The following is a 16317-nucleotide window of genomic DNA, read 5'->3' as shown; positions in this document are numbered from 1 at the left end:
AAATAGCTTCGGCCGACCGAGGACACGGGCTCGTGATGAAACTCCCGACACTGCTCAACGTGTATTCGAGGTCAACTTCTGGTGGCGAAAGCTATCGCAAAAATCGATAGGGAGGAGAGCTCGTGGCTCATCTTGATAGTTCTTATGGATCCTTCGAAACATTCCTGAAAGGTTCCGAAGGAACTTGGGCCGTCGATCTGACGGCACTGAACAATTCGGGCGTTTATGGCAGCGCCATCGTTTCGCTCGGCCAAGCCGAGAATACGCCTTACATCAACGTGGCGATCCTGGCCGAAAACCTGACGCCCGACATGGCCCATGCCCAGCACATTCACGGCGTGTTCGACGATGACGGCAACCCTGCGAATTCACGCACCCCGACACTGCCGGACGATGCCGATGGCGACGGCTTCGTCGAAGTGCTCGAGGGCGTGCCGGCCTATGGCGATATCCTGCTGTCGCTGACCGGTGCCGACGGCATGAGCCCGATGGCGGATTTCCAAGGTCAGCTCTCCTATATCCAGAGCTTCGATCTGACCGACATGGACAACTTGATGAGTCCGGTCACCGGCAACCAGTATGACATGGAAGACCTGATGCCGCTGGTGCTGCGCGAGATCGTGCTGCACGGGCAGAACGTCGATGGCGGCTATGGCGAAGGCACCGACGGCGAGATCAACGGCGAGCAGAATGGCTATGTCGGCATCCTGCCTGTTGCTTCGGGCGAGATCATGAAGATCGATCTCGAACAGGCCCTCGACCTTCTCGGCGGACAGCGCGCGTCTGCCAGCGGCAATTTCAGGCTGAGTGCGGGTGACGATGTCTTCGCGGCCGGTGTCGGCGACGATGTCGTGAAGGGTTTCAAGGGCAACGACGTGCTCGATGGCGGCGCCGACAACGACGTGCTGCGCGGCTTTGCCGGTGATGACCGCCTGGATGGCGGCACCGGGGACGACCTTCTGGCCGGTGGCGCCGGTGCGGACGTTCTTGCCGGCGGTCAGGGCCACGACACGTTGCAGGGCAAGGCCGGCACAGATGTTCTCATTGGCAACCAACGGCGTGACCTTCTAGACGGCGGTTCGGGCGATGATCGCCTTCTTGGCAATCTAGGACGCGATGCGCTCAACGGCGGCGATGGTGCTGATACTCTGAACGGCGGTCGGCACAACGACATGCTCACCGGGGGCGACGGGGCGGACATCTTCGCCTTCCGCAGCCAGAAGGATGGCGACGATGTCGTAACCGATTTCGAAGATGGGTCGGACCTGTTCGATTTCACCAGGACGTCGCTGGAGTTCAATGATCTGACCATCGAGAGCCAGGGCGACGATGCCGTGATCAGATATGGCGACTCGCAGATCACGCTTCTCGGGATCGATGCAGGCGCAATCGATCGCGACGATTTCCTGATCTGATCGAACCGGCACGAACGCGATTGAGGCTGCCCCCCTGGGCGGCCTCTTTCTGTTGGAGGGAGGCTATTCTTGCGGTGCAAGGTCTCAGATTTTCCGGGATCACGGCGCAGATCGGCTACAAGCGCCATCCCGGCAAGCATGCCGGCAAGCCGTCGATCGTGGCCGACAACATCCCGGATCGGCCATTCGATGTCGAGGCTTCGGATAAGGTCTGGGACGAGGCCATGTTTGCCATCGGTTCAAGAGCAATGGCCGAGTGACATCACCTGCATCTGGGCGCCTGAAGACGGATGACCGGACCAAGGCCCAAGTCGCGCGCTGCGTTGCCGAGTGCCATTCCAAGCTCGAAGCGATCCGCGCCCTGAAGCGCGACATCGCTCGCGAGACCTACGGCGTCACCATGCAGCATCAGAAACAGATCAACACCACCGGCATCGCGGCTCGACAAACAGAAGGGCGTCCATCGGTGCTTTGGCCTCAGATCCGTGAAGTCCCGGTTGCGCAACCAGTCGGGCAATCGAGCATCTGCATGTGATCCTTGCCCAGCGTCGCGATTTCATGGACCGCTGCCTTGGCCAGGAACTCGCCAGCCTTTTGGATGTCCTCGACCAGGGTCAGTATCTGTGGGCGGAACAGCTTCAGAAACGGTATGGTCTCTTTCGAGAAAACATCGAAATCCTTGCCGATGACCCGGCCTGTGGCCTCCAGGCTGGCGGTGGCGACCATGGCGCCGTTCGGGGAGGCCGATACGAGGGCATCGAGCTTCGGATGCGCGGCGATGCTTCTGGCGATGCCATGCCGGATCTCGCTTTCGCCGCTGTCGCTGGTCATCTGCTCGGCAAGGGTCACGCGCACGCCGAAATCCCCCGCCGCCGCGAAAGCCCCGTCGATCATGTCATTGGCGTAGCTCTGGTCCTGCGGTGGCGCCAGCAGCAGCAGGTCGCTGCGGCCGTGGCGCGCCAGCGTTTCGACGGCGATGCGCCCGAAGGCATGGTTGTCGTAATCGAAATGGGCGTGCTCCGCGGCCCAGATCGTCCGGCCGTGGGTGACAAAGGGAAACCGCTGCTTGCGCAGATACGCGACCCGCGTGTCCTCGGGCTGGATCCGGTTGATGATGACCGCATCGGCCGAGCGGGTCTCGACGATGTAGCGCACCGCGTCGAGCGGCGTCCGGCCCGGCATCTCCGGCGTCATCACCAGATGGTAGGGCGTGCCCGCGAGCGCGCGTGCGATCGAGGCGATCATGCGCGAGGTCATGTTCAGCCCGTCCGGCTCGGCCTCGAGGACAAGGGCGATCACGTTGGTCCGGCCGGTGCGCAGCCGGACCCCGGCCCGGTTCGGCGTATATCCGACCGAATCGGCGATCTCGCGCACCTTCCTCTTGGTTTCGGCACTGATGTCGGGGGCATCGCCCAGCGCCCGCGACACCGTGGTCACGGCCAGACCGCTCAGCTGCGCGATCGTCTTGAGGGTCGGCCGCTCGCGCCCGGCGCGGGCTTGGCCATTGATATCGTTCATGACGGCCTCCGGCTCGGTTCCGCGTTGCTACCCGAAAGGAAAGTTTGCCTCAATAGAGCTTGATTTGCCAATCTGTAACGATATAGATCTAACTGTAACGTTACAGACGACGCTGGGAGGAGCATCATGAAGCGTTCGAGCCTGATCATGTCGGTATTGTTGGCAACCACGGCCGCCACCGTGAACGCGCAAGGCGCGCATCCCCAGGGCGGCACCCTGACGGTGCCGATCATCACCGCGACCTTCGTCGAGGACTTCAACCCGTTCTCGAACGCGCAGGAGGATCTGGTCCGCGGCACGATGTTCGAGCCGCTTTGGGCGCACAACGTGATGAAGGGCGAAATCGACTATCGCCTCGCGGAGAGCTTCGCCTACGCCGACGACCTGATGTCGATGACCATCACCCTGCGCGACGACCTGACCTGGTCGGACGGCGAGGTGCTCGACGCCGAGGACGTGGCCTACTCGCTGGCGCTGGGCCACGAGGACGCGACACTCGACAAGACCGGCAAATGGGCCGACGGGCTGCTCGCCTCGGTCGAGGCGGTCGATCCGACGACGGTACGGGTGACGTTCAACCGCCCCGATTCCACCTTCGACTGGTATGTCGAGCAGGCCTACATCGTGCCCGAGCACGTCTGGCGCGACGTCGAGGACAAGATCACCTTCAAGAACGCCGATCCGGTCGGCTCCGGCCCGATCACCGAAGTCACGACGATGCGTGACAACCAGGTCGAGATCTGCCGCAACCCGCATTACTACAAGGCCGATGACGGCCTGCCCTTCCTCGACTGCATCAAGTTCCGGCAGTACTCCGACAACTCGCAGATCCAGCCGGCGCTGATGGCCGGCGAGATCGACTGGGGCTCGAACTTCGTCGCCGACATCGAGAGCACCTTCGTCGCGCGCGATCCCGAGAACCACGGTTTCTGGTACCCGGCCAACGACCTCGTGCACCTCTATCTCAACACCCGCGAGGCGCCGTTCGACGACATCGACTTCCGCCGGGCGATGTCGATGTCGCTCGACCGCGAGACGATCGTCGATCTGGCGGCCTACGGCTACCCGACCGTCGCCACACACGCGACGGGCCTTGGGGAATACTACGCGGCCAGCTTCGACGAAGAGATCGACGCCGGGTACGACCAATACGTCGCCTATGATCCCGACGCCGCGATCGCGCTTCTGGAGGAAGCCGGCTATGTCGATGTCGATGGCGACGGCTTCCGCGAAACCCCCGACGGCGCGCCGATCGACTTCGGCATCCAGGTCGTGAACGGCTGGACCGACTGGGTGCAGTCGGCGCAGATGGTCGCGGAGTACCTCGCCGAGGTGGGCATCAAGGCCAGCACCGAGACGGTCGACTGGTCGGTTTACGACACCGCGTTGAAGGACGGCACCTACGAGGCCTCGATGAACTGGTCGGTCGCCAACGTCGACCCGATCCAGGCCTACAACGACTACTTCCACCCCGACCGGGTCGGCCAGAGCTGGCACGCCAACCACGGCAAGGCGTCCGAGGAGATGGGGGCGCTGATCGACGAATACGGCGAGACCACCGATACGGCGCGCCGCGACGAGATCCTCGGCGAGCTGATGACCTACACCGGTGAGACCATGCCTTTCATCCCGCTGTTCTCGAACCCGACCTGGTATCAGTACAACGCCAGCCGGATCGGCGGCTGGCCCTCGGCCGAGAACCCGACCGTGCAGCCGGTCTTCTACTCGAGCGGCCGCAAGCTGATCGTCTTCGAAGGTCTCTACCAGAAATGAGCCCGCGGGCGGGCGGCCCTGCGGTCGCCCGCCCGGCCCGTGACGCAAGAACCGCGCCGCGGTTCCGCTCCGACGACCGGCCCCGGCGATGCCGCCGGCGGCCCGGTCGCCTGCGCCCGCCCCTTGCCCGGAGGAGCCCCCGAATGGCCTTCATCCTCAGACGACTGGTGTTCTACTGCGTGGCGATCTTCGTCGCGATCAGCTTCAACTTCGTGCTGCCACGGCTGATGCCCGGCGATCCCGTCGCCGCCATGTTCGCCGCCGCGGGGGGCAAGATGCCGCCCGAGACGATCGCCGCCTACAAGGAGATGCTCGGCTTCGTCGACGCGCCCTTGTGGCAGCAATATCTCCAGTATCTGCAGAGCGTCGTCACCTTCGATCTCGGCCCGTCGATCATGCTGTTCCCGACGCCGGTGACCGAGGTTCTGTCGAACACCCTGCCCTGGACGGTGTTCCTGGCCGGGATCGCGACGATCCTGTCGATCCTGATCGGCTGCTTCATCGGGCTTTACGCCTCCTACAACCGCGGCGGTTTCGTCGACCGCTTCATGCCGGTGTTCTGGCAGTTCATCGCCTCGATGCCGCAAGCGGTGACGGCGCTGATGATCTTCTTCATCTTCGCCCTGACCCTGAGCTGGTTTCCCCTGGGCTTCGGCTTCGATCCGGACCTCGAGCCGGGCCTGCGACCGGGGTTCCTGGCCAATGTCGCCTATCACGCGGTGCTGCCGCTGGTGACGCTGATGCTGTCGATGATCGCGACATGGGTGTTCACCATGCGCAACGCGATGGTGAACGTGCTGGGCGAGGATTACATCGCCATGGCCAAGGCCAAGGGCCTGTCCTCGCGCCGGATCATGAGCCATTACGCCGCCCGCAACGCGATCCTGCCGGTGGTCACGGCGGTCTCCATGGCGCTCGGCTTCGCGGTGGCGGGACAGGTCTTCATCGAGACCGTGTTCAACTACCCCGGCATCGGCCAGCTGATCATCAAGGCCGTGGCGGCGCGCGACTACCCGCTGATGCAGGCCTGCTTCCTGCTCATCGTGATCTGCGTGCTGGTGGCCAATTTCATCGCCGACATCCTCTACGTCTGGCTCGATCCCCGACTGCGCAAGTGAGGCCGACATGACACGACTTCTCTCCCTTCTGGGCGGCATCGCCGGGTTCTATCGCGGCAACACCGCCGGCATCGTCGGCTCGACCTTGGTGGCGCTGATCCTTGCCATGTGCCTCGCCGCCCCGGCGCTGACCGGGTACGACCCGGACAAGCGCGTGGCCCGCGGCCACCAGCCGCCCAGCGCCGAGCACGTCATGGGCACGACCCGCGCCGGCAAGGACATCTGGTCGCAGGCGCTCTACGGCGGCCGGGTGTCGCTGATGGTGGCCTTTGCCGCCGCGACCGTGACCTCGATCATCGCGCTCGCCGTCGGCGTCTCCTCGGGCTATTTCGGCGGCCGCACCGACGAGATCATGATGGCCGTCACCAACGTGATGCTGGTGTTTCCACAGCTGCCATTGCTGATCATCCTCGCGGCCTTTCTCGGCAATGTCGGGCCATTCATCATCGCGCTGATCCTCGGGCTCACCTCGTGGCCCTGGGGCGCGCGGGTGATGCGCTCGCAGACCCTCGCGATCCGCAAGAAGGAGTTCATCACCGCCGCGGAGATCATGGGCGAGGCCAAGTGGCGCATCATCGTCATCGAGATCATGCCGAACCTCATCAGCCTCGCGGCGGGCATGTTCGTGGGCACCGCGCTTTACGCCATCGGCGCGCAGGCGGGGCTCGAATTTCTCGGCCTCGGCGACCCGACGGTGACCAGCTGGGGCACCATGCTCTACTGGGCGCAATCCTCCGCCGCCTTCTTCGTCGGCGCGTGGTGGGACTTCATCGTGCCCGGCACCTTCATCGCGCTGGTCGGCGGCGGGCTGGCGCTGATCAACATCTCGATCGACCAGATCTCGAACCCGAAGCTGAAGACCGGCTCCTACCTCAGGACCTGGCGCAAGCTGAACGCCGAGGTCGAAGCCAAGCGACAGGAGGCCTGACCCCATGGATGGCAACCCGCCCCCCCTCACCCAGCCGCTGCTGAGCTGTCGCGGCGTCTCTGTCGACTACGTCGTCGGCCAGCGCGGCGCCCGGGCCTGCAACCGGATCACGCTCGACATCCACCCCGGCGAGACCGTGGGCCTCGCGGGCGAATCCGGCTGCGGCAAGTCGACCTTCGCCTTCGCCATCACCCGGATGCACAACGCGCCCGCGCTGATCTCCGAAGGCGAGATCCTGTTCGAGGGCCGCGACGTTTTGAAGATGTCCGACCGGGAATTACGGGCGTTCCGCTGGAAGGAAACGGCGATGGTGTTCCAGAGCGCGATGAACGCGCTCAACCCGGTGATCACCATCGGCGAGCAGCTGATCGACGTGATCCTCGCGCATCAGGACGTCAGCCGCGACGCCGCATGGGCGCGCGGCGAGGAGCTGCTGGAGACCGTGGGCATCTCTAAGTCGCGCATGACCTCCTACGCGCACCAGCTTTCGGGCGGCATGCGGCAGCGGGTGGTGATCGCCATCGCCCTGGTGCTGCGCCCCAAGCTGATCGTCATGGACGAGCCGACGACCGCGCTCGACGTGGTGGTCGAACGCGAGATCATGGACGAGCTGCAGGACCTCAAGGACCGCTACGGCTTCGCGATCCTGTTCATCTCGCACGACCTCGGCCTGATGGGCGAGATCTGCGACCGGATCGGCATCATGTATGCCGGCAACCTCGTGGAGATGGGCGTCGCCGAGCAGGTGCTCGAGCGGCCCCGGCACCCCTACACCAAGGGGCTCGTCGGCTCCTTCCCGACCATCCACGGCCCGAAGAAACGCCTGCACGGTATCCCCGGCAGCCCGGTGAACCTGCTCGAGCTGCCAAAGGGCTGCAACTTTCAGGCGCGCTGCACCTCGTGCTTTGCGCCCTGCACGACAACCGAGCCGGCGCTCGAGAAGGTGGCGGAGCAGCCGCCGCATTTCGCCGCCTGCCACCTGGTGGACACCGACGCGGAGGCCACGGCATGAGCGACATCGCCGAAATCACCGTCGAGGACATGGTCATCGACTTCCCCGTCGGCGGCGGCCTATTCCGCAAGCAGTACCTGCGCGCCGCCAACGGCGTCAGCCTGACGCTGCGCGCCGGCGAGGCGCTGGCCATCGTCGGCGAAAGCGGCAGCGGCAAGAGCACCTGCGCCCGCGCCATCGCCCGGATCAACATGCCCACCAGCGGCACGATCCGCGTCGACGGCGCCGAGATCACCGATCCCGGCTTCCGTCAGAGCCAGCGCGACTATGCCGCCAAGGTCCAGATGATCTTCCAGGACCCGTTCGGCTCGCTGAACCCGGTGCACACGATCCGCCATCATCTGGCACGGCCGATCCGCATCCATGCGCCAAAGCTGAGCTCTACGGAGGTGGACGAGCGGATCATCGCGACGCTGGAGCGGGTCGGCCTGTCGCCCGCCGCCCAGACCGCCGACAAGTTCCCCTACGAGCTGTCGGGCGGCCAGAGGCAGCGGGTCGCGATCGCCCGGGCGCTGGCGGTGGGGGCGCGGTTCATCCTCGCGGACGAGCCGATCTCGATGCTCGACGTCTCGATCCGGCTCGGCATCCTGAACCTGATGGACGACATGAAGCGCGACGGCATCGGTTTCATGTACATCACCCACGACATCGCCACGGCGCGCTACTTCGCCGAGCGCACGGCGGTCATGTATGTCGGCCACATGGTCGAATGGGGCGAGAGCGACAGCGTCACCCAGTCGCCGCGCCACCCCTACACTCAGCTTTTGATCAGCGCGGTCCCGGAGGCCGGCATCAGAAAGACCCGCGAGCGCAAGGCCAAGAAGGCTGAAATTCCGATGCGCACCCCCGAAAGCCGGGGCTGCCCGTTTGCCGGGCGCTGCCTGAAAGTCATGGACCGGTGCCATGCCGACATGCCGCCCATCACCCAACTTCAAGAGGACCACTATGTCAGATGCCATCTCTATTGAGCGCCCCGGCGCGCGGAGCATGACGATCCCCCGCCGCTCCAGCTTTCCCGAGGGCTTCACCTTCGGCGCGGCGACCGCTGCCTACCAGATCGAAGGCCACAAGTTCGGCGGCGCCGGCTCGTCGCATTGGGACAGCTTTGCCGCGACGCCCGGCAACGTGGTGAACCGCGAGGACGGCGCGCTGGCCTGCGACCACTACCACCGCTGGGAGGCCGATCTCGACCTGATCCGCGACGGCGGCTTCGACGCCTACCGCTTCTCGACCAGCTGGGCGCGGGTGATGCCCGATGGCCGCACCGTCAACCCGGAGGGGCTCGATTTCTACGACCGCCTCGTCGACGGCATGGGCGCGCGCGGGCTGCGGCCGTTCCTGACGCTGTACCACTGGGACCTGCCCTCGGCTCTCGCCGATCACGGTGGCTGGATGAACCGCGACACCGCGCTGCGGTTCGCCGATTTCGCCGAAACGGTGATGGCGCGGATCGGCGACCGGGTCGAGCGCACCGCGACGATCAACGAGCCGTGGTGCGTCAGCTGGCTGTCGCACTACCTGGGCGAACAGGCGCCGGGCCTGCGCGACATCCGCGCCGCCGCCCGCGCCATGCACCACATCCAGCTGGCGCATGGTCTCGGCGTCGAGCGTCTGCGCGGCCTCGGCCACGATAACCTCGGCATCGTGCTGAACTTCGCCGACATCCTGCCGTTCGGCGAGGGCGACGAAAAGGCCGTGGCGACGGCGGATGCCATCAACAACGGCTTCTTCATCGAGTCCGTCGCCAAGGGCACCTACCCCGAAGCCGCGCTCGAAGGGCTCGAGCCGCACCTGCCGGAAAACTGGCAGGACGACATGGCGACGATCTCCACGCCGATCGACTGGCTCGGCGTGAACTACTACTCGCGCGGCATCGTCTCCGCCGACCCCGGCGCGCCGTGGCCGTCCACCAAGGGGCATGAAGGCCCGCTGCCGAAGACGCAGATGGGCTGGGAGATCTACCCTGAGGGTCTGAGCAACCTGCTGGCCCGGATGGCGCGCGACTACGTTGGGGATCTTCCGATCTATGTGACCGAGAACGGCATGGCCTGGGCCGATGAGATCGTCGACGGTGCCGTGCCCGACACCGAGCGCACGAACTACATCGCCGGGCATTTCGACGCGGCACTCGATGCCATCGAGCATGGCGCCAATGTGCAGGGCTTCTTCTATTGGTCGCTTCTGGACAACTACGAATGGGCCTGGGGGTACGAAAAGCGTTTCGGCCTGATCCATGTGGATTTCGAAACGCTGGAGCGGACGCCCAAGGGCTCCTACTTTGCCTTGCAGGCGGCTCTGTCCGACTGACCCTGAAATGATACGCGGCCGGCTGCCTCGCTGAGCAACCTTGCCTCTCTGAGAGATCCGGCCGCGTATCGTCTTCTTCGGGCGACGGGTTCAGCCGTCAAAACGGCCCATGACATGCATTGAATGTCCGTTGACAAGCAGCAGCGATTGGAACCCGATGGCCGCCTCAGCTACACCACGCCACGGGACATGACCACTGGGCTTCAACGCATTCGCCATGGTCGCTCGGACCCATGGCGCGACATGGTCATCCCGCAACGAGCTGCTCGACGGAGAGATATTCTACACGCTGCGCGAGGCCCAGATCCTGATCAAGCGATGGCGAAGGCTCTACAACAACGAACGACCGCACAGCGCCTTGGGATACCGCCCGCCGGCGCCGGAAAGCGTCGTGCCCGTCGACCGAAGGCCGACCATGCACTAACAATTAATCTGGAGCACTCAGGTGAGGCAGTTCAGCTTCGCCCTCCTTCTGGCGAGATAAATCCATCTCAGTGGGCGGAGCACTTCATTGGGGGCAAACCACGAAGCTGGTCAAGAAACAGACATAATACCTGCAGGGATGTGACAGCTATCTAACGAGTCCCTTGCTTTACGTGGCGTTTTTGTAAAAAAATGATAGCAAAACGAGGATGAGTTTGGTGACGCTCAAGTTCAAGCAAACGACTGAAAAGCCGCACCGCAATAATGGCCTCTGGAAAGAGATTATTATATCTCTTGTTTGCGCAATTATTTTTACATATCTCCTCACAAGATGGCCTCAAAGTCCTTGGATCATCGCCATGGACTACCGTTTCTTTCTCGCCTTCGGCAGCATAACCCAACAGTCTTGGGCGTTCGACACCATGGCCGTTCAAATATTCACAACGAACACCTTCAAGATCGCGCCATTACTCGCCTGTATAGTCTGGCTTGTATTTGAATTAAAGCGGCAAGGACGGAGCATTTCTTTCTTCGGCCAACTACTTTTGGGCTCAACTCTTGCGATGATCTTGTCTCGAGTGCTTCAGAATTTTTCTGCATATCGGCCACGCCCCCTTCACAATTCTGATCTTGCGTACGAGCTGCCGTACGGCATCGGAACATCCGCCCTTGAGGGGTGGAGCTCTTTCCCAAGCGACACCAGCGCGCTCGCCTTTGCGATTGCTGCAGGAATTTTCTTGGCCTCTAAAAGATTGGGTGTCGCAGCCTTTTCATGGGTAGTTGTGGTGGTCGCCTTTCCGCGCGCTTATGCAGGGCTGCACTACCCAAGCGACCTCATAGGCGGTGCATTAATCGGATTGTTCTGCACCTTCGGCGCATCTCCAATAATTCTTCGTACAGCCTCTCGCAGAGTTACTCTTGCCGTCAACGAAAAGTGGGTGCCTTTACTCTGGACCCTTGCCTTCCTCTACATATTTCAAATGGGATCGATGTTTAATGATGTCCGCACTTTTGGCTCATACGCCAAGACGGTTCTCGGGCTTTAGCAGGATGCCTAATAAGCCGACTCGGTATTGTTGCACATATCAGTGAGGGGGATTCACTGAGCGCGTCCTGAGGGTTAGCTCGAGGGGATGCCGAAGCCTTCCCCGACCCGCTATCGCACCACGAACTGATCCGACCACAATGCAGCGCTGCGCAAGCGAGGCTCGCTATCGGTCTGGTTCGATCCCGAGATGGTCTGGCACGCCGGCAAGACTGCGACGCGCGGGCGGCCCGAGACCTTCTCGGGCGCTGCGATCTTGATATGCCTCACCCTGAAAATACTCTGCGGCCTTCCGCTTCGGCAGACGGTCGGGCTGGTCGAGAGCCTGATCCAGATGGCGGGACTCGACTGGCCGGTTCCGGACTATTCGACGCTGTGCCGCCGACAGGCACGGGTTGCGCTGCAGGGCGCGGGTTTCGCATAGGCCCAATGCCGCGCGCCCAGATAGTTGGCGACCATCGCCACGCCCGAAGCGATGGCCAGCGGTGCGATCACGTAGGTTGCGAACCAGTCGGGCCCCAGGCGGATTGCCAGTGCGTAGACGGCGAGGTTCACGCCGTTGCCGAGCACCTGCACCGCTACATAGCGGCCGTATTGCCGGCCGCGTCCCACGCCGGTGGCCGAGAAGGTCCAGACGCGGTTGAGATACCAGGTGACCGTCAGCGCGGCGGGAAAGCTGATGATTCGCGTCAGGTAGGGGCCGATCTCGGTCGCTGCAACGAGGGCTTGGGCGATGCCGGCATCGATGAGAAAGCCGATGCCGCCGACCGCAGCGAACTTGGCGATGCGCATATCAGGCGTTCTCCCGGAAGGTTCCGGAGCGCTGCCGCATCGCAATGGCCTCCAGCACGCCGGGCACGGCAAGGTAAACGATGCGCTTGGCCTCCTTGCGGCCCATGGTGACGGTGTCGAGGATGATGCCGCAGAACAGGCAGAGCAACGCGATGATGCCGAAACTGCCGCCTACGATCAGGCTGGGCACCCGAGGCACGAGGCCGGTCTCGAAATATTCCGCGAGGACCGGCAGCACCAGCGCAAGGGCGGCGGCAACGAAGAGCAGGCCAACGGCGCCGAACAACATCACCGGGCGCTCGCGCTTGAGCAGCTTGGCGATGGCCCAGAGGATGCGGATGCCGTCGGAGATGGTGCGCAGCTTGCTCTCCGAGCCGGCCTCGCGGTCACGGAAGGGCACGCCCATCTCGGCCGCAGGCATCTGCATCTCTAGCGAATGCACGGTTATCTCGGTTTCGATCTCGAAGCCGGTGGAGACGGCGGGGAAGGATTTCACGAAGCGGCGCGAGAACACACGGTAACCCGACAGCATGTCATCGAAGCCGGTGCCAAAGATGGTGCGCACGCAGCCCGAAAGCATGGCGTTGCCGAAGGCGTGGCCAGGCCGGTAAGCGGTGCTCACGGCTTCGGTCTCGACGCGGGCGCCGTTGACCACGTCGAGCCCTTCGGAGACCAATCGGCCCACGAGCCGCGGCGCGGCGCTGGCGTCGTAGGTGTTGTCGCCGTCGATCATCACGTAGATGTCGGCCTCGACATCCGCGAACATGCGGCGCACGACGAAACCCTTGCCCTGACGCGTCTCCCGCCGGACCACCGCGCCGGCCTGGCTGGCCACGCCCACCGTGTCATCGCTGGAATTGTTGTCATAGACGTAGATCGTCGCCTGCGGGAGCGCGGCGCGGAAATCGCGAACGACCTTCCCGATGGAGACGGCCTCGTTGTAGCAGGGGATGATGACGGCGATTTCTAGGTTCGCCGGCAGAAGGCAGTCATTGTCCTGCGGAATTTCTATCGTCTGCATGTCCGGGAATCCTGTGCGTGCTGAAAATCGGTGCGCCGGCGGCGCTTTCGAGGGAGCCGTGCGCCGCGTCGAGGGCCGCGCCGGCATCGGGCGCGCGGTGATAGAGGCGGAAATTGCCCAACTCGCCCACTGGGCGGAGCGTGGCGATGGTATCGAGCGTTGCGGCGAGGTCCGGGCCGCAGGCGCCTGTGGGGATGACAACGAGGCCGACGCCGATCTCGCTGAGCGCGCGCTCCGAGATCGCGCCCTCGCCGCGGCACGACACCCAGTCGAACAGCGCCCGGCGCGTCTGCAGGTGGTTGTCGGGCAGCAGATGGCGGCGCTGGGGCGTGTAGATCGCCCGCGCCTCCACCACCGGCCGCGCGTCATCGAGGGTGACAACCCAGATCGCGAGCGGCTCGGGCAGGAGCGCCACCTGATCGTCGCGCAGCACGCCGTTAACCTCGCGCGCGGTGTCGTAGGCGGGTTGCATGACCTTGATGGGAGAGACGCGCCAGGCAAACCGCTCCTGCTGCAGCAGCAGCGAGCCAGGCAGCGCGGTCGTGGCGAGAACGGCGAGGCCGAGCGCGGCCCGAGCGAGGGGCGCGCGGAGGCTGACCCAGGCGAGCCCGAGCGCGGTCGCGGCGATGAGCGGCACGGGGACCGCCCAGAGCAGGCGCTCGTTGACATTGCCCGTGACCGACGCCCCGTAGAGTTCCCACAGGAACGGGTTGAACACGACAAGAAAGAACAGCCCGACATAGAGCGAGACCGCCCTGAGAGGCCGCAGTACGAGGCCCGACAGCGCGGCCGCGATCAGTACGACGAGAAAGGCCGCATGCAGGTAGGGCTCGCCCAAGAGCCGCCACATCACGGCGGCCGGGGCGCTGGCATCCGCGTATTCCGACGGGCCGGGCGGGTCAAAGGCGAGCAGGTAGAGGGCGAGCGCCAGCGGATAGAGCACCGCAGCGGCCAGGCTAAGCGCGCGTATCCGCTCCGCCGTGCCGCCGTTGATGAGCGCGACGAGGGCGACGAGCCCCGCCGCGAGCGGGCCGATATAAAGCGCGTTGGCCGAGAAGCCGACGGCAGTGACCATGAGCGCGCCGGTTATCGCCAGCCAGAACGCGCCGCCTTGGCGGATCGTGCAGATCGTGGCGGCGATGATCGCGGGGATCATCACCATCACCAGCACGGCCTTGCCCTGAAACATGCGGAACAGACCGAAATTGCCGAAGCTCCGCATCTCCCCGTTCAGCAGGACGAAGATGGCGAGGTAGAAGCCCATGCAGACCATCCAGTGCCGGCCGAACAGCGTGGAGAAGATGATGGCCAGCACGCTGACGCCGAATGCGATGGATAGCGCCGGAACGACTGCGTGGGCGACGAAGATCGTCTCCAACCCGAAGAGCTTCGACAGGACCGATGACAGGAGCAGGTAGGATTCGATCTGGTAGGTCGACTTGATTACACCGATGCCCGGCACGCCGAGCATGGTATCAAATTCCATGATCCCGCCGGGCGCATCCTTCGCGCCTGCGGCGAGGCTGAGAAACAGCGCGTCGTCGACGTTCGGCACGAGCGTCACGCTGTAGAGCAGCAGCGCTGCCAGCAGGACGGCGAGAAAGCCGAGACCGGAGGGCGGTTCCACCGGCGTGGCAGCCGGCGGATGTAGGGTGGCGGGCGGCTCGGTGAGCCGCCCAGCCTGAGAGGCGCCCAACAAGGAAGAGGCGAGGATGGCGGCCCAGAACGGCGTGAAGGCATCCGCTTTCTGCAAAGCGATAGCGGCGAGCAAAGCGAGCGCGAGAGCGAGCCCGCCGGCGGCGCAGATGGCGCGGTTCGGCTGGCCAAGCGCGAACGCCTCGCGCGTTATTGGGGGGAGCGCGAACGCGCCGCCGCGCAGCCGCAACGTCAAGGCTGGCGCAAGAAAGGCCCCAAGCAATGCGGCGCCGATGGCCAGAATGAGCGCCGCGTAGAGAAACGCGAACGGCGCGTCGAGCAGGCTGAGGAGTTGTGCCTGCAAAGTGAAGGCTGTGAAGAACGCGAGGAGCGCAAGAAAGACGCGCTCCGCCAGCCCACCGCTGACCTGCCGGCCGGCATTCCGCGCGCTGTGCACGAGCCAGGCGCCGAATGGGTGGCCCAGCATATCAAATCCTCAAAAACACCAAGAATAAGGGGGGAAAAAACCACCTCCTTGAATGCGATTACTAGTTAAAATTGGCTACCGTAGTTATTCCGCGAGCAAGAGCCGCGAATCTTGCTGATGTGATGCACATTCTAATTTTATCGTTTTTTGGTGATTGGGTCTAGAAGTGCTCGGCTGCGCAAACGGACTGACGGAATTCATTTTGAGAATCCAACATGCTAGCCGGAGCTCAACTGTGATGTCGGCCATGGCGGGAGTTGCAAGCAGTGGCGCGGCTGCGCCTGTCGCCAGAATGCGGCTCATGTGGACCTCCTCCCGAGATATCTCTCCCTGTGCAGCAGACGACCCGAGAAATAAGCCCCCTTTCAATCCCGAGCTGAAATAAACCCTCCTTACACCCGCCCTACAGGTGGCCGATTAATGATTCCGTCGCGTGGGATCGACATGGTTTGCGGATGCCCCTTGGAGTTGCCTCGGGACCGGGGAACCGCTGGTGGGACGCTGCCCCCCCCGGCATTCCCCGTCCGCCTCACGCCAAAAGATATCGTGTCAGCCGCGCATGGTTGGGTGTAGCCCCATAGCGCTGGCCCTCCGGGAGAGGGAGGGCAGGCTTCTGCCACGCCAACAGCGGCCTCACTGCGAAGCAGTCGTACGCTCTTTCGCAGCATCTGTAACCCGCGCGCCAGCGCACCATCCACCATCAGAGCTGTCCCCGTCGCGCAATGCCGCGCGCTCCACATGCGCCAGTGCCGTTCGTGCCTGCGCCAACGAACCGATCGCTTGCTGGCTGCTGGTGTCAATCGTCCGCGCCGTTGTATCGAGCGCATGGCGCACACGCAGCGT

General features: G+C 64.0%; 12 protein-coding genes and 4 pseudogenes. 12 read left to right on the top strand and 4 right to left on the bottom strand.

What is annotated here, in order from left to right:
• Positions 1-122: 122 nt before the first annotated feature.
• The 3 genes and pseudogenes from LOKHON_RS12370 to LOKHON_RS16520 form a co-directional block, all read left to right on the top strand.
• Positions 123-1415: a calcium-binding protein gene (locus LOKHON_RS12370; RefSeq protein ID WP_017926977.1), complete on the top strand. Its 1293-nt coding sequence runs from the start codon at positions 123-125 to the stop codon at positions 1413-1415.
• 86 nt (positions 1416-1501) lie between these two features.
• Positions 1502-1630, top strand: a pseudogene (locus LOKHON_RS12365) (IS3 family transposase); the annotation flags it as partial.
• A gap of 53 nt (positions 1631-1683) precedes the next feature.
• Positions 1684-1857: pseudogene (locus tag LOKHON_RS16520) on the top strand (IS110 family transposase); the annotation flags it as partial.
• A 35-nt stretch (positions 1858-1892) separates the two neighbouring features.
• Here LOKHON_RS16520 and LOKHON_RS12360 read toward each other — a convergent pair.
• Positions 1893-2933, bottom strand: coding sequence for a LacI family transcriptional regulator (locus LOKHON_RS12360; protein WP_017926975.1), 1041 nt, complete (start codon positions 2931-2933; stop codon positions 1893-1895).
• A gap of 126 nt (positions 2934-3059) precedes the next feature.
• On the opposite strand from LOKHON_RS12360, the gene LOKHON_RS12355 reads away from it, so the two are divergent.
• The 9 genes and pseudogenes from LOKHON_RS12355 to LOKHON_RS15745 all read left to right on the top strand — a co-directional run.
• Entirely contained in the window at positions 3060-4706 is a 1647-nt protein-coding gene (locus LOKHON_RS12355; protein ID WP_017926974.1) for an ABC transporter substrate-binding protein, read from the top strand.
• A 143-nt stretch (positions 4707-4849) separates the two neighbouring features.
• Positions 4850-5824, top strand: a complete 975-nt coding sequence (locus LOKHON_RS12350; RefSeq protein ID WP_017926973.1) for an ABC transporter permease — start codon at positions 4850-4852, stop codon at positions 5822-5824.
• Between the two features lie 7 nt (positions 5825-5831).
• Positions 5832-6752, top strand: coding sequence for an ABC transporter permease (locus LOKHON_RS12345; protein ID WP_017926972.1), 921 nt, complete (start codon positions 5832-5834; stop codon positions 6750-6752).
• Positions 6753-6756: 4 nt separating this feature from the next.
• Positions 6757-7764, top strand: a complete 1008-nt coding sequence (locus LOKHON_RS12340) for an ABC transporter ATP-binding protein (protein WP_017926971.1) — start codon at positions 6757-6759, stop codon at positions 7762-7764.
• Positions 7761-8732, top strand: a complete 972-nt coding sequence (locus LOKHON_RS12335) for an ABC transporter ATP-binding protein (RefSeq protein WP_017926970.1) — start codon at positions 7761-7763, stop codon at positions 8730-8732. Before LOKHON_RS12340 ends, LOKHON_RS12335 begins: the two co-directional genes overlap by 4 nt.
• 19 nt (positions 8733-8751) lie before the next feature.
• Positions 8752-10071, top strand: coding sequence for a GH1 family beta-glucosidase (locus tag LOKHON_RS12330; RefSeq protein ID WP_017926969.1), 1320 nt, complete (start codon positions 8752-8754; stop codon positions 10069-10071).
• A 253-nt stretch (positions 10072-10324) separates the two neighbouring features.
• Positions 10325-10495 (top strand): annotated as a pseudogene (locus tag LOKHON_RS12325) (integrase core domain-containing protein); the annotation flags it as partial.
• A 217-nt stretch (positions 10496-10712) separates the two neighbouring features.
• Positions 10713-11540 carry a phosphatase PAP2 family protein gene (locus tag LOKHON_RS15750; RefSeq protein WP_162561802.1) on the top strand — a complete coding sequence of 276 codons (828 nt, stop codon included), beginning with the start codon at positions 10713-10715 and terminating at the stop codon, positions 11538-11540.
• Positions 11541-11687: 147 nt separating this feature from the next.
• A pseudogene (locus LOKHON_RS15745) lies at positions 11688-11945 on the top strand (transposase); the annotation flags it as partial.
• Here the strand turns inward: LOKHON_RS15745 and LOKHON_RS12320 are convergent.
• The 3 genes from LOKHON_RS12320 to LOKHON_RS12310 are packed head-to-tail and all read right to left on the bottom strand — an operon-like array spanning position 11903 to position 15474.
• Positions 11903-12331, bottom strand: a complete 429-nt coding sequence (locus LOKHON_RS12320; protein WP_017926967.1) for a GtrA family protein — start codon at positions 12329-12331, stop codon at positions 11903-11905. The pseudogene LOKHON_RS15745 and the gene LOKHON_RS12320 overlap by 43 nt on opposite strands.
• A 1-nt stretch (position 12332) precedes the next feature.
• Positions 12333-13439, bottom strand: a complete 1107-nt coding sequence (locus LOKHON_RS12315; RefSeq protein ID WP_245631460.1) for a glycosyltransferase family 2 protein — start codon at positions 13437-13439, stop codon at positions 12333-12335.
• The gene (locus LOKHON_RS12310) at positions 13321-15474 is read right to left on the bottom strand and encodes a DUF6077 domain-containing protein (RefSeq protein ID WP_017926965.1); all 2154 of its coding nucleotides are present in this window, start codon (positions 15472-15474) and stop codon (positions 13321-13323) included. The genes LOKHON_RS12315 and LOKHON_RS12310 overlap by 119 nt, the downstream gene beginning before the upstream one ends.
• Positions 15475-16317: the final 843 nt, after the last annotated feature.

Origin of the sequence: Limimaricola hongkongensis DSM 17492 (assembly GCF_000600975.2) — a bacterium.
Lineage (GTDB): Bacteria > Pseudomonadota > Alphaproteobacteria > Rhodobacterales > Rhodobacteraceae > Limimaricola > Limimaricola hongkongensis.
Note: the sequence above shows the minus strand (reverse complement) of the source record. Positions and strands in the feature narration are given on the sequence as shown.